General features: G+C 64.2%; 15 protein-coding genes and 1 tRNA gene. 3 read left to right on the top strand and 13 right to left on the bottom strand.

Features of this window, described 5'->3' with window-relative positions; translation table 11 throughout:
* Nucleotides 1-28 precede the first annotated feature (28 nt).
* Complete coding sequence (locus ACQY80_RS16290; protein ID WP_428681700.1) at nucleotides 29-394, top strand: hypothetical protein; 366 nt, start codon at nucleotides 29-31, stop codon at nucleotides 392-394.
* Nucleotides 395-411: 17 nt separating this feature from the next.
* On the opposite strand, the gene ACQY80_RS16285 is transcribed toward ACQY80_RS16290, so the two are convergent.
* The 3 genes from ACQY80_RS16285 to ACQY80_RS16275 all read right to left on the bottom strand — a co-directional run bounded on the left by ACQY80_RS16285 (nucleotide 412) and on the right by ACQY80_RS16275 (nucleotide 3258).
* Nucleotides 412-487, bottom strand: a tRNA-Ile gene (locus ACQY80_RS16285).
* A gap of 51 nt (nucleotides 488-538) precedes the next feature.
* Nucleotides 539-1582: a polysaccharide deacetylase family protein gene (locus ACQY80_RS16280; protein WP_428681698.1), complete on the bottom strand. Its 1044-nt coding sequence runs from the start codon at nucleotides 1580-1582 to the stop codon at nucleotides 539-541.
* Nucleotides 1583-1617: 35 nt separating this feature from the next.
* The gene (locus ACQY80_RS16275; RefSeq protein ID WP_428681696.1) at nucleotides 1618-3258 is read right to left on the bottom strand and encodes a histidine kinase dimerization/phospho-acceptor domain-containing protein; all 1641 of its coding nucleotides are present in this window, start codon (nucleotides 3256-3258) and stop codon (nucleotides 1618-1620) included.
* Between the two features lie 168 nt (nucleotides 3259-3426).
* Between ACQY80_RS16275 and ACQY80_RS16270 the strand changes: the two genes are divergently transcribed.
* Nucleotides 3427-3900, top strand: a complete 474-nt coding sequence (locus ACQY80_RS16270) for an Lrp/AsnC family transcriptional regulator (RefSeq protein ID WP_428681694.1) — start codon at nucleotides 3427-3429, stop codon at nucleotides 3898-3900.
* Nucleotides 3901-3973: 73 nt separating this feature from the next.
* On the opposite strand, the gene ACQY80_RS16265 is transcribed toward ACQY80_RS16270, so the two are convergent.
* A complete protein-coding gene (locus tag ACQY80_RS16265) occupies nucleotides 3974-5260 on the bottom strand; it encodes a tetratricopeptide repeat protein (protein ID WP_428681692.1) in 1287 nt (428 codons plus the stop codon).
* Nucleotides 5261-5420: 160 nt separating this feature from the next.
* Nucleotides 5421-5717: an Hpt domain-containing protein gene (locus tag ACQY80_RS16260; protein WP_428681690.1), complete on the bottom strand. Its 297-nt coding sequence runs from the start codon at nucleotides 5715-5717 to the stop codon at nucleotides 5421-5423.
* Nucleotides 5718-5785: 68 nt separating this feature from the next.
* Between ACQY80_RS16260 and ACQY80_RS16255 the strand changes: the two genes are divergently transcribed.
* Nucleotides 5786-8143, top strand: a complete 2358-nt coding sequence (locus tag ACQY80_RS16255; RefSeq protein ID WP_428681688.1) for a hypothetical protein — start codon at nucleotides 5786-5788, stop codon at nucleotides 8141-8143.
* Between the two features lie 63 nt (nucleotides 8144-8206).
* Here ACQY80_RS16255 and ACQY80_RS16250 read toward each other — a convergent pair whose 3' ends face one another.
* From ACQY80_RS16250 to nuoL, 8 genes are all read right to left on the bottom strand, one after another.
* The gene (locus ACQY80_RS16250; RefSeq protein ID WP_428681686.1) at nucleotides 8207-8614 is read right to left on the bottom strand and encodes a hypothetical protein; all 408 of its coding nucleotides are present in this window, start codon (nucleotides 8612-8614) and stop codon (nucleotides 8207-8209) included.
* A gap of 84 nt (nucleotides 8615-8698) precedes the next feature.
* A complete protein-coding gene (locus tag ACQY80_RS16245; protein WP_428681684.1) occupies nucleotides 8699-8959 on the bottom strand; it encodes a DUF1467 family protein in 261 nt (86 codons plus the stop codon).
* Between the two features lie 3 nt (nucleotides 8960-8962).
* The gene (locus ACQY80_RS16240; protein WP_428681682.1) at nucleotides 8963-10597 is read right to left on the bottom strand and encodes a ribonuclease J; all 1635 of its coding nucleotides are present in this window, start codon (nucleotides 10595-10597) and stop codon (nucleotides 8963-8965) included.
* On the bottom strand, nucleotides 10594-11379 hold the full coding sequence (locus ACQY80_RS16235; RefSeq protein WP_428681680.1) for a type III pantothenate kinase: 786 nt from the start codon (nucleotides 11377-11379) through the stop codon (nucleotides 10594-10596). Before ACQY80_RS16235 ends, ACQY80_RS16240 begins: the two co-directional genes overlap by 4 nt.
* Before the next feature lies 1 nt (nucleotide 11380).
* Nucleotides 11381-12181, bottom strand: coding sequence for a biotin--[acetyl-CoA-carboxylase] ligase (locus ACQY80_RS16230; protein ID WP_428681678.1), 801 nt, complete (start codon nucleotides 12179-12181; stop codon nucleotides 11381-11383).
* Nucleotides 12103-13536, bottom strand: coding sequence for an NADH-quinone oxidoreductase subunit NuoN (gene nuoN / locus ACQY80_RS16225; protein WP_428681676.1), 1434 nt, complete (start codon nucleotides 13534-13536; stop codon nucleotides 12103-12105). The genes ACQY80_RS16230 and nuoN overlap by 79 nt, the downstream gene beginning before the upstream one ends.
* Nucleotides 13533-15101 (bottom strand): NADH-quinone oxidoreductase subunit M, encoded by a 1569-nt coding sequence (locus tag ACQY80_RS16220; RefSeq protein WP_428681674.1) that lies wholly within the window; start codon nucleotides 15099-15101, stop codon nucleotides 13533-13535. The genes nuoN and ACQY80_RS16220 overlap by 4 nt, the downstream gene beginning before the upstream one ends.
* Nucleotides 15098-17140, bottom strand: a complete 2043-nt coding sequence (gene nuoL / locus ACQY80_RS16215) for an NADH-quinone oxidoreductase subunit L (RefSeq protein WP_428681672.1) — start codon at nucleotides 17138-17140, stop codon at nucleotides 15098-15100. The genes ACQY80_RS16220 and nuoL overlap by 4 nt, the downstream gene beginning before the upstream one ends.
* Nucleotides 17141-17142: the final 2 nt, after the last annotated feature.

The raw sequence follows: 17142 nt of genomic DNA, 5'->3' as shown, positions 1-17142 counted from the left end.
CTGACGCTGGCGGGGATTGGAGAGATTTATGCGATTGCTGTCCGCCCTCCCCCTTCTGCTGATCCTGCCTGTCGCTGCACAGGCGCAGTTCATGCCCCGTACCCCGCCGCCCGGCGACCGCATGCCGGGCATTTCGGACATGGGAACATTATCCGCCGAACCTTCGATGGGCCGCGATCTTCGCCGCGCCCGCGACCTTATCAGCCAGGGACGCGAAGAAGGCGACCTGTCGAAGAGGGAATCGCGAGCGTTGCGGCGCGAAGCACGCCAGATCGACACGCTGGCCGAACGCTATGGCCGCGACGGCCTGTCGGGATCCGAACAGCGTGAACTCGACATGCGCGTTCAGGTGCTGCGCGCGCAGACCATCGCGCAGCGCTCCTCGGGCAAATAGCGATTTCGTGCGGAAAGTGGTGGGCCCGGCAGGACTCGAACCCGCAACCTAGCCGTTATGAGCGGCCAGCTCTAACCATTGAGCTACAGGCCCCCGTAGCGCTGCGCTGGCGATAGCGGAGCGCGCCGCCGATTGGCAAGCGGCTTACGCGCCCGGAGCGTTTGACGCCGGCGGCGCCTTTCGGGCCGCCATCGCCAATATGCCGGCCGCATCGATCGCCTCGACCCCGCGCCGCGCGAGGTGATCCAATACGGTATCCCACCAGCGGTAGAAGAGATCGAGGTCGGCCATGCTGTGGACATAGGGCGTGTTGCCCGGCTGTAACGATGGCGAGTGGAAGGAGAAATTGAGGACTGGAAGCCCTTGTTCGAGCGCGATGTCGACCGCACGGCAGGCGCGTTCGGCCGGGATTCCCTCGGGCGTCAGTGCGATCCGTTCGACCAGACCGAGCCGCGCAAGTGCTGCCCCGGCATGCATGCCGTTGCGCGCGATCCGGTGATAGACGCCAGCACCAGCTGGCCCCAGAAGTCCGCCGAACACGGTCGTGACCGGCACTTCCAGCACGGCTCCCTTGGTGGTTTGCACCCACCAAGGCTTGAGCGGTGCGGCGCGATAGTCGGGGCCGTGGCCGCCGCGATAATCGAAACCCGACCGGACCGACGTGTCGCAGCGAAAGCCCAGCTCGGCGAGCATCGTGGCGCTTTCGGTGCCCAAACCGTAACGCCCGGCGCGATACACGGTCGGCGCGGCACCGAAGCGGTCGCGGATCGCATCGCGCAGCGCCGTCATCTTGGCGCGCTGCAAGGCGGGCGGCAGATTGCCGGTATAGCTGTTGCGTTCGTTGACGTCCTCGTCGTGGGGTGGGGTGACCCAAGGGTGCAGTTGCGCACCGACCTCGCACTGGCCGTCAGCCTGCGCCGTCGCCAGTATCGCGACAGCGCGGTCATCGTGCACGATGGGCCAGTCGACCAGATAGATCGGCTTCACGCCCGCGCGGGCAAAATATCCTTGGCATTCAGTGAGCGCAGGGACCGATTCGAGCCGGTACCCGGTGCGCGCAAAGGGAGCCGCCCAGTCGAAATCCTCTTCGGTATCGATCGTCACCCAGAAACGCGGGCGTTCGTCGCTGCCCAGTCCGATGAGTTCCGACGCCGCCGGATATGCCTGGAAACTGCCCGCAGGCTGCACCTTGCCCCCTTCCGTGCCGGCCCGCCCCGGGCGAGCTATTCGCCCTGCTGGATGCCGAGCTCCGTATCGGTGCTTGGGTTGGCCGAGGGGAGGTGCAAGGTCAAGGCGTTATGCCCTATATCGAGACGTCCGCCCGCGCCGCGCGCGAGACTGTCGACGAGGCGCAGCGAGAAGCCGAGGCTGAGGATCGCAGCGCCGGGGGCTTCGCCTTCGGGACTGAAACCGGGATCGAGCAGATCGGCGGCGGTCGCGAAGCGGATCGCCAGCGGCCGCACGATGCGAAGCTGGAGCATGTCATCATGCCCCGACTCGGTCACCAACTGGCCAACGAGTACCGCGCCCGGTTCAGAAATATCGACGAGGGCGGTGAGCAGGCGTCCGATCATCCGCCGCGAATTGGCGTCGCCCACCTGTGCCAGGAACGGGCCGCCGACGCGCGAGATGCTGAGGTCGACGCGCTGATCGGTCAGGATCGCGCCCAGATCGCTTTCAACCTGCGACACCACCGCGCCAAGGTCGGCCGTTTCGCCTTGCGGAACCGCGGGAGCGGTGGGCGCGGCGCGCGCAGCGGTATCGAGATCGTCGATGATCGACTGGATCGACGCCGCGTCGGCCACAATGGCCTCCGCCATCGCTCGGTAGGAGGTACTGACCGGCCCGAACATCTGGCTCGAAATGATCTGGGCGAAGCCCGAGATCGCGTTCAGCGGGCTGCGCAGCTCGTGAATCAACTGGCGGATCGAGTCGCCCGATTCGGCGACCGCGGGCCGGCCATAGGGCATTTCGCTCTGTTGCGGGCGCCGCGCGCTACCGCGATAGCCGCGGAACTGGCCTGTGGCCGGATCAAACCACGGCAGGGCCGAGAAGCGCCACTCTCCAGCTTCGGCGTCTGCACCTTCCAGCATCATACGCGCGTTGACGATTTCGGCGCGCTGGCGGAATGCGCCCGCCGCCGCGCCATCCGCCCCCGGCTCGCCGCCGAATGCCGCATCGGCGATCGACAGCCCCACCGCTGCGCCGCGCGTGACCCCGTCGACCCAGCGAATCAGGCCGTCCGCGCCGGTTTCGAACAGGAAACCGGGGGTGGTCTTGCGCGCGGCGGGACGAGCGCGTGCGGACTGATAGCGGTCGATCCGGCGGACCAGTTCGCTGATCTGGCTCGGCGCGGTCTCCGCAGGGCGGGCGATTTCAGCGGCCGAGGGCAGTTCCGCGGGTGCGACGAACGCGACCGTTTCGGGCTGCGGCAAGGCGACCGAACCCGCACCAAGGCTTTCGAGGGCGCGTCGCACATTGTCCGGCAAGTCGCGGCGCCCGGCGAGAATCGACCGGGCGGTCGCGGCGGTCGCCGGCAGGACGGCAAGCCAGTCGGCTTCGGAAAGCCGGGCCCGCTGCAGCATCGCTGCCGAAACCGCCGGAACGTCGTTCGCGTAGAATGCAACGAGCGGCGCGAAACGACCGTGGCGCGCGATAGCCATCGCGCAGTCGCGGCGAACCTTTTCGGGAACCTGGGGCCGCAATACGACGAGTGCATGCAGCGAACGGCGCACATCGTCATCGGACAGTTGATTGCCGCGCTGCGCCAGAATATCGGAGATTTGCCGCCACGCCGCGATACCCGCGCGGCGGTCCCCGGGCGCTTGACGCAAGATGGTCGCGATCATCGAGTCAGCAGTCACGCGAAGCCGGCCCCACACCCTGTTCGTTGGTTAGCATTTGATTAGCGGCTAGCGTGAATCCCCCGGTCATGAAAGTGCCTTCGCCGGGCACGTCACATTGTGGGACAATTGCATTCGCCTGAAATAATATTATGGTGACAGCACTTTTGGAAAGCGGATGTTTCAAATATGGCGAGTCAGAAATTCGATCAGATCGACCTTCAGATCCTGGGGGAGCTGCAGAAAAACGGGCGAATGACGAATGTCGAACTGGCGCAAATGGTCGGATTGACCGCGCCCCCCTGCCTTCGCCGAGTCCGTGCGCTCGAAGAGTCGGGCGTGATCCGGTCCTATCACGCCGATCTGGACGCGGCAAAGCTTGGCTATGGCATTACCGTCTTCGCGATGGTCAGTCTTCGCAGCCAGGCGGAAAGCGATCTCAAGGCGTTCGAGGATTATGTCGGCAAACTGCCCGAAGTGCGCGAATGCTATATGCTGAATGGCGAGATCGACTTCCTGCTGAAGGTCGTCGCACGCGATCTGCAGAGCTTCCAGTCGTTCCTGACGGCGCATCTGACGTCGGCACCGAACGTTACCAGCGTGAAGACCTCGCTGACCATCCGGACGGCCAAGCAGTTGTCCGGCATACCTGTCGAAACCTGATCGGCGTTCCGCCGCGGGTTACAAAAAAGGGCGCTCCCCCAGGGGAAGCGCCCTTTCTATGGGTTGGCAGCAATTAGCTCGCGGGCGTTGTCGCTGGTGCGGGCGCAGCCGCAGCGGCCGGCGCCTGAACATGGATCGTCCAAAGCTGCGCGAGTCGCGCCCGATTGCCCGTCACCTTGGCAAAGCTGGCGACCGCCGCGTCCTTCTGACCCGCGAGCGCCTGCGCGACGCCGAGGCGATATTGCGCGACCGGATCGCTCGCTGCGATCACTTCATAGAAGGGAATCGCCTTCGCGGGTTCGCCAATGCCGACCAGAGCGTCGGCCGTCGCGCGCGCAGCCTTCGGATTTGCAGCTGAGGCCGGCTTGCCCGCGTCGGCAAGCAGGCCCGCGTTGTCGGATTTGGCGCGATCGGTCTGCGTGCTCAAAATCGAAGCGAAGCGCTCGTCGGTCCTGGGGAACACATTTTTGGCGATGCCCTGATTGACGACCGCGACAACCTCGCCGGGATAGCCGGCCTCGGTGGCGAGAGCGGCATATTCCAGATATTCGCCGCGTTCGGTCATCGAATTGGTCGCGCGCATCAGGCGCAAGACGTCGATGTTCAGATCCTTGTCGCCGCCCGACTGCTGCAGCAGGATATAGAGCGTGTTGCGCCAGACCTGGGGGATCGGATAGGCGCGGACGCGGAGCGTCAGGATGTCGAGCAGATCCTCGGTGCGCTTCGCCGCCTGGAGGGCCTTGGCGGGGCGGACGAACAGCTCTTCCGACGGAACGCGGCCAGCGGCCTGATCCGCAGCGATCGCGGCCTTCGCAACCGCGAGGCCCTGATCGACCTGATTCTGGCTCAGATAGGTATCCATCAGAAGCATCGGCAGCGCCGTTTCCGCCGAGCCGGCGGCCTTCGCCGCCTCAAGCCGCTTCTGCGCCTTCGGATAGTCCTTCTTTATGTAGGCGAAGCGCCCCGAATAGAAATTATAAAGACCCTGATCCGCCGCCGGCGTCAGGCCCGAATCGAGCGCGGTGTCGAGGCCTAGTTCCTGCAGCGCTTCATTCTTCGTCAGAATGCCGAGCTGCAGCGTGTAGAAACCAAGGAAATATTTGTCGTCGTTGGTCGTCGCAACGCTCTGCCCTGCGGTCACGGCCGCCTGGAGCGCAGCCGCGTCCTTCTTCTTCGACGCATCTTCCATCTGCTTGCCGACCGGCTGGAACGCCTTGCTCGGGCTCAGCGACGGGCCCTTGGCGGCTTCTTCCTTCTTCGGCTTTTCCTTCGCCGCCGCCGGCGCGGTCGTCGCCAGCATCGAGCAGCCGAGGATGGCCGCCATCGCCGTTGCGGTCATCGGACGAAAACGCGTGAACATCGAAATCTCTCCTCACAAACGGCCGGCTTGCCGGGGTGCAAGAGGGGGCCAGCCGCGGTTCACAACGCGGCTAGACCCGTAGCGTTGCCAAGGCAAGGCGGCCGGGATCGATATTTATAGTGGCAGGCGCCGGCTGAACGGCGATTGAACCCGGTTCGGGTCAGGCGAGGCTGTCGATCGCCGCGTTGATGTCGCGAAGAATCGCCGGATCGCCGGGCGCCCCGTCCATCGCGGTTTCCGCCATCTGGATCAGCGGAATGATGCCGAAGGTTGCTGCAAGGCTCTTCAATCGCTCGGCGGCGACATGCCAGTTCGCATCGCAGCGCGCACGCCGCATCAGGTCGGCAAGCTCGCGCGCACCGGCGGCGAAGCTGGCGCGCAGTTCGCGCGCAACGACGGGATCGTCGCCAACCGTGGCGCTGATATACCGGTCAAGGGGTCCGCTATCGAACGACATTCCACAGCCTTGGCATGGCGTGGTTAAGTTTCCGTTTCATGGACGGCATTTGATGCTAAGATGACGGGATGACGGGGGAAAAGAAGATCGTCGGATTGTGGCGGGATTCCGCAGCAAAGCCGGAAGACGCGGCGCAGGCAGAGGCGCCCGCGCCCGAAGTCGTGGCGCAGCCGGAACCCGCTGCGGCGCCGGAACGGGATTGGCTCGATATGTCGGCGCTTGCCGCGACCGAAGACTATGAAATCGCCGCGGACAAGGATTTGTCCGGCGCGCGTGACCGGTTCGTCCCTGCCCTCCTGATCCTGCTTGGCCTCGGCTGGGCAGCCTTTGCGGTTTTTGCCGCGACGGCCGGCTTTGCTCGCGCGCCGGCGCTCGCCGACTGGCCTGCGCTGGTCGCGACGATTGCGGTTCCGCTTACCCTGCTCGCGCTGCTGTGGATGATGGTCCTCCGCTCGGGCCGCTCGGAGCAGGCGCGCTTTGCACAGGTCGCCGGCGCGCTCCGCGAAGAGAATCTCGCGCTCAACCAGTCGATGCGCGCGCTGGCGGACCATCTGGCCGACGCGCAGCGCCAGCTCTCCGAACAAGCGCGCACGGTCCAGCAGCTCGGCCTCGACGCCGTGACACGCCTCAACGAAAGCAGCGACAAGCTCGCAACCAACGCGTCGGTCATTGCCAACGCGCACGACCAGCTTGCGCGGTCGGGCGACGTCGCGATGCAGCGGATGGACGGCCTGCTCGCCGGGCTGCCACGCATCGACGACGTCGCGCAGCGCCTTGCGGTCAATTTCCGCGAAGCCGGTCTCGTCGCGCATCAGCAGGGCGCGAATCTGGAAGCCCGGCTTGCCGCCCTTTCCGAAGAAGCCGGCAAGGCGGCACAGACGGGCGAGGCATCGGCCGCGGGCCTCAGCGAAGCGATGAGCACGCTGCAGCAGCAGGCGAAGGACGTCGAAGCCGGCGTAGCAGCCGCGTCGGCGCAGGCAGCCGAAGCGCATGGCGTGGCGCTGGCGCAGATGACGCAGGCGTCGGCAACGGCGCGCGACGATCTCAAGGCGACCATTGCGACGGTCACCGGCCAGATGGACGGCACCTGGCGCCAGTTTCGCGACAGCGTCGATGCTGCGGCGGCCCAGCTCGATGCGCGACTTGCTGCTGCACGCGAAGCGGGTGACGCAATGGGCGTCCAGATCAGCGCGCATGGCGAAGCCAGCAAAGCGCTTGCGACGCGCATTGCGACGCATGTGTCGGAGATCGGCCAGCAACTCGAAGTTCTCGATGTCAGCGTTTCGGCCAGCACGGGCGTCATCGGCCGCGCGATCGAGGACACCAAGGGTCAGCTCGCAGCGTTCATGGCCGAGGTGCAGAGCGGCAATGGCTCGACGCATCAGCTCATCACGCAGGCCGAATCGCTGCTTCTCGCGCTTGATGCCGTAACGCGCGAACTCGACGAAACGCTGCCGCACGCGCTCGACCGGATGACGTCGCACGGCAAGACGACGCAGACCGCCCTCGCCCAGATGAAGCCGATGCTCGAAGCGTCCGAACTGGTCGCGCAATCGACGCTGTCGCACGTCAACGCAGTCAAATCGACCTTGCAGGCGAACGAGGACAAGATGGCCTCGCACGCCGAAGGCCAGCAGGCGCTCGCCGACCGGATCAGCGCCTCGCTCGCCGACGCCGACACGGCGCTAGCCCGCCTGCGGAGTGGCGCCGACGAGTTTGCCGAACAGGGCGGCGCGCGGATGATCGCGACGCTGGGCGAAGTTCGCACGACCGCCGATTCCGCCGCCGAGGAAGCACGCCAGACGCTCGACAAGCTTGTCGCCGGCGCTCGCGAGGCGATGCAGGCCACCGCAACCGAAGCGATCGACGCCGCGTTCAAGACCGAGATCATGGCACAGCTTGCCGCGATCGAAGACGCCTCGCAGCGCGCGGTCGAGGCCGCGAATGGCGCCGCCGACCGCCTGATGCGCCAGCTCATCACGATCATGGATACCAGCGCCAGCGTCGAACAGCGCGCGCTGGAGGCCGAACAGGCGATCGCCGCGTCCGACCGCGACTCGCTGGCAAAGCAGGTCGGCGTCCTCACCGAAGCGCTGAAATCGACCGCGATAGACATGACCAAGATCCTGTCGAGCGAGGTCAGCGATACCGCGTGGGACGCTTATCTGAAGGGCGACCGCGGCGTCTTCGCGCGGCGCGCGGTCAAGCTGGTCGAGAATAGCGAGGCCAAGGAAATCCTGCGCCTCTATCAGAATGACGACGGCTTCCACGCATCGGTGAACCAGTTCATTCACGATTTCGAAGCGATGCTACGCCTGCTGATCGGCGCGCGCGACGGATCGGCGATCAGCGTGACCCTGCTGTCGTCGGATATCGGCAAGCTTTATGTCGCGCTGGCGCAAGCGATCGACCGCCTGCGGGGGTGATAGCTTCCCTGTTTGGCGGGCCCCGTCGATATGACGGCTTTCGACCGATTGCGGACGCTTCGGTCACTTGGTTTGAAATAGGCTATCAGAGAGCAGCCGGAGCCAGAATTCAGCGTAGGTTGGAGCGACTACAGAAGCATCTTCAATACTGATTATTGGTCCATTAGACGATGGATCAAAGCCAAAAATCATCGCATTTATGGACCAGTCAGAGAATGCCAACAGTGGCCGCCGGGTCCAATCGTCTGACAATGCCTTTTCGACGGGCCATACGGAAACGAAGGATTTTCCTTCATAATCCCAATCAGAAAAACCGTCGAACTCTCGCAGCATTTGGGCAACATGGGAGTGAAGCCTCCCGCCAGCCCAAGAATTTAGCTGTGCAATAACATCTTCTGTTGCGGGCGGGTTCAAGATCACGTCCCGAGCAAGAAGTGAATCCCTGATAGCTTGTGGGTCTATGGTGTCCATTCCGACATATTATCAAGTCTTGGGGACGGAACCAGCCCGTCCGCTCCCCACCCCAATGCAGTCGCTGAAGGTACGCAGCTTAAATCAGGCCCGCCCGCTCAGCACATCGGGGTCGGCCCAGCCGTTCACATAGGCGATATAGTAGAGCACGAAGCCGATGCTCGCGACGATGGTCATCTGCAGCAGGATGCGCTTGGGACGAAACGTCGCGGGCGCGCCGATATCCTGTCCCTTCACCAGCGGGGTTTCGTCGTCTTCGGCGCGGCGGCCGTGGAAGGGCAGCACGAAGAAGGCGCTGAAACACCAGAAGAGCGTGTAGATCGCGAGGGCGGAGGTCCATTTCATCGGTCAGATGTCCACAATCAGCACGTCGGTGACGGGCTTTTTACCGGTCCAGTCGGTCGCGATGCGGCGGACACCGAGGCGGATCGACTCTTTCAGCGCATCACGGTCGCGCGCCGGGCCGGTCACGGCCTTTTCGGCCGCCTCGTTCATTTCCTCGAGAAAGGCTTCGCGGTCATCCTCGACCGGCACGCCGCGATACTGGATCGTGCTGCCCTGGAACTTGCCCTTAGATAGCACCACCGCGACCGAGATCTGGCCATGCAGCGACAGCTTGCGGCGCTCGTTGATCGTCTCGCCATCGGCGGGAAGGATCACGTCGCCGTCGAGGATCAGGCGGCCCGAGCGAACGCGCTCGACGATCCGCGGCTTGCCGGGAGCGAGATGGACGAGATCGCCATTCTCCTGCACCAGTGCGTTCGGTACGCCCGTTTCGAGCGCAAAGCGCGCCTGCTCGTGCATGTGGCGGATTTCGCCATGCACCGGCACGACAGTCTTCGGCCGCAACCAACCGTAGAGCGCGGCGAGTTCGGGCTGCCCCGGATGACCACTGACGTGGATATGCGCCTGCTTCTCGGTGACCGTCAGCACATCCTTTGCGGCGAGCTGGTTCATGATCCGCCCGATGGCAACCTCGTTACCCGGGATCTGCTTCGACGAGAAGACCACCGTATCGCCCGCCTCCAGCTTGATCTGGTGACTGTCGGCCGCCATGCGGGCGAGCGCCGCACGCGCTTCGCCCTGCCCGCCGGTCGCGACCACCATCACCTTGTTCCGCGGCAGCCGCATTGCTTCGTCGAAATCGACCGTCGGCGGGAAATCCCTGAGATAGCCGACGCTGCGCGCGACGCCGAGGATGCGGTCGAGCGAGCGTCCCGCGACGCACAGGGTGCGTCCCGTCGCCTTCGCAACCGCGCCCAGCGTTGCAAGCCGCGCCGCGTTCGAGGCGAAGGTCGTGACGACCACCCTGCCCTTCGCCGCGCCGACCGCCGCGAGCAGACCATCGCGTACGCTGCCTTCGCTACCCGACGCCTGCGCGTTGAAGGCGTTGGTCGAATCGCAGACGAGGAAATCGACGCCTTCGTCGCCGACCGCGGTCAGCGCCGCGGCACTTGACGGCGTGCCGAGGATCGGATCTTCATCGAGCTTCCAGTCGCCGGTGTGGAAGACGCGGCCATAAGGCGTATCGATCACCGCCGCGCTCATTTCGAGGATCGAGTGCGCGAGCGGCATCAGGCGAATGCCGAAGGGGCCGATCCGGAAGCTTTCGTCGATGTCGACGACGTTGATCTTGACCTCCTTCTCCAGCCCTTCCTCGGCCAGCTTGTGCGCGATCAGGCCGGCGGTGAAGCGGTTGGCATAGAGCGGCACGCCAAGGTCGGCGGCGAGATAGGGGATGGCGCCGATATGATCCTCGTGCCCGTGCGTCAGCACGATCCCGAGCAGATCCTTCTTGCGATCCTCTATGAATTCAAGGTCGGGCATCACGATCTCGATGCCCGGATAGTCCTGACTGCCGAAGGTCACGCCAAGGTCGAGCATGATCCATTTGCCGTCACAGCCATAGAGATTGGCGTTCATGCCGATCTCGCCCGATCCTCCCAATGCGAGGAAAATCAGCTCCTTGCCCGGAGTCGTCATATTGTTGGCTTTCGTTGGTTATAAAGATGCATCAGCCCGTTGAGCGTCAAATCGGGTTCGATGCGGTCGAACAGATGGGCCTGTTCCTGAAACAGGGTCGCAAGACCGCCGGTCGCGATCACGGTGAGCGGCTTGCCGATCTCCGCCTTCATGCGCGCGATCAGGCCCTCCATCATCGAGACATAGCCCCAATAGACGCCGATCAGCATCTGGCTTTCGGTCGTGCGTCCGATGACGCTGTTCGTTGCCGGTGCCTCGATCGCGATGCGCGGCAATTTGGCGGCGGCGGCGACCAGCGCCTCGAGCGACAGATTGACGCCGGGTGCGATGATACCGCCGAGATAGGCGCCGTCGGGGCCGATATGGTCGAGCGTCGTCGCGGTGCCGAAGCTGATGACGAGCTTGTCCTGGCCGGGCTCGACCGCCTGCGCCGAGATCGCGTTGACCGCGCGGTCGGCGCCGACCGACTGCGGTTCGTCGACTTTCAGCGCGATGCCCCAGCTTACCGGCTCGCGCCCGGCGACGAGCGCGTCGACGCCGAAATATTTGACGGCGAGAAGCTGGAGATTGTGCAGCGCCCGCGGCACCACGGTCGAGATGATCACAGCACCGACGTCGGCACGGTCATAGCCCTCGATCCGCATGAGCTGGTCAAGCCACACCGCATATTCGTCGCAGGTCCGTCGGTCGTCGGTCGCGATGCGCCAGCGCGTGAGCAGCTCGCCGCCGCGAAACAGAGCGAATTTGGCGTTGGTATTGCCGACATCGACCGCGAGCAGCATCTCAGTTCCCCTCCACGGGTCGGCGCAATTCGACGTCGCCCGCATGAACTAGCATGACCGTCCCGTCGGCGCGGCGCAAGCGCAGCGCGCCATCGGGCTCCAGCCCGTCGAAGACGCCGTCGATCCCCTGTTCGGACACGTGGAGCGGTGTCCCGACCGGATGGCCGAGCGGCAGCCAGGCGCGAACGATGCTCCCGACACCCTCCTGTCGCCAGGTCCACAGTGCATCCATCAGCGCGATCGCCAGCGCTTCGGCGAAGCGGTCGCGCTCGATCGCGATGCCCGCGTCCGCAAAGGCAAAGGTCGGGCGGTCGGGCAGATCGGGCGCCGAGGCGAGATTGACCCCGATGCCGACGACGACCGCATCGCCGCTCCGTTCGAGCAGAATACCCGAGCATTTGGCACCGTCGACGAGCAGGTCGTTCGGCCATTTGAGCTGCAGCGACACCGACGGCGCGAAAACCCGGACCACTTTCGCCAGCGCAACCGCGACGACAAGCGCCAGCGTCGCGGGCGACGGGTCGCTCGCGGTCAACCGGACGACGGTCGAGCCCATGAAATTGCCCTGCCCGTCGCCCCAGGCACGGCCGAGGCGCCCGCGCCCGGCGGTCTGGCGGTCGGCAACGAGCCAGTGGCCCTCGCCGACATGCTCGCCGCCTGCCAGCCGCGCCAGCAGGTCGGCGTTGGTCGAACCGGTCTGCTGGATCCGCTCGATCGGCGGGATCAGAACAGCACCGCCGCCGCGCTGGCGGAAAGTGCCCCCAGCACGCCGATGAAGAGATAGCCGATGACCGACAGCCACAAGGCGCTCGCGGTGATCATGGCATCCTCGGCAACCGTGCCGGTTCCCTTCGGAAATTCGGTGTCCGACTTTTCGTCGAAGTACATCGTCTTGATGATCGCGATATAATAATAGGCGCCGATCACCGAAGCGACGATACCTGCAACCGCCAGCGGCACGAGGTTCGCGTCCACCGCAGCCTGGAACACCAGCAATTTCGGCCAGAAGCCGAAGAGTGGCGGAATGCCGGCAAGGCTGAACAGGAATACGGCGAGTGCCGCGGCAAGCCCCGGACGACGCTGCGAATAGCCAGCCAGCGCCGGGATACTTTCGACCTGATCGCCCTGATCGTCGCGCAGTTGCATCACGATCAGGAAGCTGCCGATCGTCGTCACGACATAGACGAGCAGATAGGTCAGGATCGCTTCGACGCCCTGCTGCGTTCCCGCCGCAAGGCCGATCAGCATATAGCCGACGTTGTTGATCGACGAATAGGCGAGCAGGCGCTTGATATTCTTCTGCCCGATCGCGCCGACCGCCCCGAGAATGATCGAGGCAAGCGCGAGGAAGATGATGATCTGCTGCCACGCGTCGATCGCAGGGCCCATCGCGCCGATCACGACGCGCGTCATCAGCGCCATCGCCGCCACCTTGGGAGCGGTGGCGAAGAAGGTCGTCACCGGAGTAGGCGCGCCTTCATAGACGTCGGGCGTCCACATGTGGAACGGCACGGCGCTGATCTTGAACGCGAGGCCCGCGACGACGAAGACGATCCCGAAGATCAGGCCGATGTTCAGTTCGCCGCCGACTGCCTTGGCGATGCCGGCGAAATCGGTCGTTCCGGTGAAACCATAAAGCAGCGAAATGCCATAGAGCAGGATGCCCGATGCAAGTGCGCCGAGGACAAAATATTTGAGGCCCGCTTCGCTCGACCGCTCGTCGCTGCGCATGAAGCTCGCGAGCACATAGGATGCAAGGCTGTTGAGTTCGAGCCCGACATAGAGCGTCATCAGGTCGCGCGCCGAGGCCATGATCCCCATGCCGAGCGCGGCGAACAGAATCAGCGCCGGATATTCGGCGCGCATACCGTCCTTGAAGAAGCGCGGCGCAATCAGCACGCAGAGGAAGCTGGCGGCATAGATGATCAGCTTGGCGAAGCCGCCGAAGCTGTCGACCGACAGCATTCCCGAAAAGACCGTCGTATCGACACCGAACAGCGCGACGACCGCCGCCGCAGCACCCGCGAGCGTCAGCATCGCGGAAAGCTGGTACGCGCCAACGTTCCGGTCGCCGAGGAAGGTGCCGAGCATAAGGGTGATCAGCCCGCCGATCGTCAGGATCAGCTCGGGCCAGATGAGCATCAGGTCGGCGGTCATTGGACGCCTCCCGCATGATGGGCTTCGGGTGCGGCGGCACCATGTTCGCCATGCTCCGCCGCCGCAGGCTTCGCCTTGCCGGCCTTCAGATGCGCGTCACCGGCGGGCTTTGCCGGCGCGAGGCGCGCGACCACCGTGGTCACGTCACCGCGCATCGGTGCAAGGAAGCTTTCGGGATAAACGCCCATCCACAGCGCGACCGCGGCCAGCGGCACGAAGATCGCCCATTCGCGGGGATTGATATCGGACATCGCCTTGACATCGTCCTTGGTCAGCTCGCCGAACACGACGCGGCGATAGAGATAGAGCATATAGGCGGCGCCGAGGATGATGCCGGTCGTGCAGACGAAGGCGACGACACTCGACGCTTCATAAATGCCGAGCAGGCTCAGGAACTCGCCGACGAAACCGCTGGTGCCCGGCAGACCGATCGACGCCATGGTGAACAGCATGAAGAAGATCGCATAGGCCGGCATGTTCACCGCGAGGCCGCCGTAGCGGTCGATCTCGCGCGTGTGTAGCCGGTCATAGATCACGCCGACGCAGAAGAAGAGCGCCGCCGACACGACACCATGGCTGAGCATGACGATCAGCGCGCCTTCGATACCCTGCTGGTTGAAGGCGAAGAGGCCCGCCGTGACGATCGCCATGTGCGCGACCGACGAGTAAGCGATCAGCTTCTTCATGTCGCTCTGCACCAGCGCGACAAGGCTGGTGTAGACGACCGCAACCATCGACAGGCCGAAGACGATCCACATGAGCTGCGCCGAGGCGTCGGGGAACATCGGCATCATGAAGCGGATGAAACCGTAAGAGCCCATCTTGAGCAGCACGCCCGCCAGGATCATCGAACCTGCGGTCGGCGCCTGAACGTGCGCGTCGGGAAGCCAGGTGTGGACCGGCCACATCGGCATCTTGACCGCAAGGCTGGCGAAGAAGGCAAGCCACAGCCAGGTCTGCATTTCCGGCGGAAAATTATAGACGAGCAGCGTCGGGATATCGGTCGTTCCCGCTTCGCGGATCATCACGATCATCGCGATGAGCATCAGCACCGAGCCGAGCAGTGTGTAGAGGAAGAATTTGAACGCCGCATAGATGCGGTTCGCCCCGCCCCAGATGCCGATGATGAAATACATCGGGATCAGGCCGGCTTCGAAGAAGATGTAGAAGAGCAGCAGATCCTGCGCCGCGAAGACGCCGATCATGATCGTCTCCATGACGAGGAACATCGCCATGTAGAGGCCGACGCGCTTCGTGATCGCTTCCCAGCTCGCGAGGATACACAGCGGCATCAGGAAGACGCTGAGCAGGATGAGCATCAGCGCCATGCCGTCGATGCCGAGGGCATAGTTGAAGGGCCCGAAAAGCCCCTCATGCAATTCCTGGAACTGCCACTGCGCGCCGCCCACGTCGAAATCCGCCCACATGACGATGCCAAGGGCAAAGTTCACGAGCGTCGCGCCGAGCGCAACGAAGCGCGCGTTGCGGTCTCCGGTAAAGAGGCAGGCGATGGCGGCGATCGCGGGGACCGCCAGCATCAGCGAAAGGATGGGAATACCGCTCACAGGAACTTCACCATGGCCCAGCTGGCGAGGCCGACGAGACCAAGCAGCATCACGAACGCATATCCATAAACATAACCCGATTGCAGCCGGACCGCGAGCCGCGTGCCCCCCTGGACGAGCGCCGCGACACCATTGGGACCGAAGCGGTCGATGGTGCCTTCATCCCCGCGCTTCCAGAAGAAGCGGCCGATCGCGAAGGCAGGCTTCACGAAGAGGATGTTATAGAGCTCGTCGAAATACCATTTATTGTACAGAAACTGGTGCAGCAGCTTGAACTGCTCCACGAATTTCGCCGGAAGCGTGGTGTTGCGGATATAGCTGTTCCACGCGAGGAACAGGCCGATCGCCATCACCGTGAACGGCGTCCATTTGACCCACAGCGGCACTTCATGCGCGGCGTGCATCAGATGCTCGTCGAACGCGAGGCTTCCCTTCCAGAACGCCATGCCCTCTTCGGGGTAGATGAACTGGTGGTGGAACGCGATGCCCGCGAACACCGCACCGATCGACAGCACGACGAGCGGGATCAGCATGCTGATCGGGCTTTCGTGCGGGCGATAGCCTGCGGTGCCATCGCCGTGCACATCATGATGATGGTGATCGTCATGCGCGGCGTGTGCATGGTCGTCATGGCCGTGATCGTCGTGCACCGCGTGCTGGATATGCTCGCTCTGTTCCCAGCGCGCCTTGCCATAGAAGGTCAGGAAGACGAGGCGCCACGAATAGAAGCTGGTGAGGAAGGCCACGAAGATGCCGACCCAGAAGGCGATCACGCCGCCACCGCCGCTCGCAAAGGCGGCCTCGAGAATGCCGTCCTTCGAATAGAAGCCAGCGAAGCCCGCAACGCCCGCAATACCGACCCCCGTGATCGCCAGTGTGCCGAGCATCATCGCCCAGAAGGTGATCGGGATACGTTTCCGCAGCGCGCCATAGTAACGCATGTCCTGCTCATGATGCATCGCATGGATGACCGAGCCGGCACCGAGGAACAGCAGCGCTTTGAAGAAGGCGTGCGTGAACAGGTGGAACATCGCCGCGCCATAGGCGCCCGCGCCCGCCGCGAAGAACATGTAGCCGAGCTGCGAACAGGTCGAATAGGCGATGACGCGCTTGATGTCCCACTGCGTCGTCGCGACGGTCGCGGCGAAGAAGCAGGTTGCAGCGCCGACGAACATCACGACGCCCTGCGCGACCGGTGCAGTCTCGAACATCGGCGACAGGCGGCAGACCATGAAGACGCCCGCGGTGACCATCGTCGCGGCGTGGATCAGCGCCGACACCGGCGTCGGGCCCTCCATCGCGTCGGGAAGCCAGGTGTGCAGGCCAAGCTGCGCCGACTTGCCCATCGCGCCGATGAACAGCAGCAGGCAGAGGATCGTCATCGTGTCGAGACGCATGCCCATGAAGGTAATGGTGCTGCCCGCCATGCCCGGCGCTGCCGCCAGGATTTCAGGGATCGAGACGGTACCGAAGACGAGGAAGGTGCCGAAGATACCGAGCATGAAACCAAGATCGCCAACGCGGTTGACGACGAACGCCTTGATCGCCGCGGCATTGGCGCTCGGCTTCTTGTACCAGAATCCGATAAGCAGATAGGATGCGAGGCCGACGCCTTCCCAGCCGAAGAACATCTGGACCAGATTGTTCGCGGTCACGAGCATCAGCATCGCGAAGGTGAAGAGCGACAGATAGGCGAAGAAGCGCGGCTGGTCCGGGTCTTCCTCCATATAGCCCCAGCTATACAGGTGGACGAGCGCCGACACCGTCGTGATGACGACGAGCATCACCGCGGTCAGCGTATCGACGCGCAGTTCCCAGTTGAAATGGAGCGCGCCCGACGAAACCCAATGCAGCACCGGGGTCACCGTGGCTTCGCCGCTTCCGCCCACGAACGACAGGAAGATCGGCCAGCTGAGCGCACAGCTGGTAAACAGCGCGCCCGTGGTGATGATTTTCGACGGCACATTGCCGATGACGCGCTGGCCGAGGCCCGCGACAAGCGCCGCTAGGAGCGGCAGGAAAACGATCGCCTGGATCACCG

This window comes from Sphingopyxis sp., from assembly GCF_965279755.1.
In the GTDB taxonomy this organism is placed as follows: Bacteria; Pseudomonadota; Alphaproteobacteria; order Sphingomonadales; family Sphingomonadaceae; genus Sphingopyxis.
This window is presented reverse-complemented; position numbering and strand designations above follow the sequence as displayed.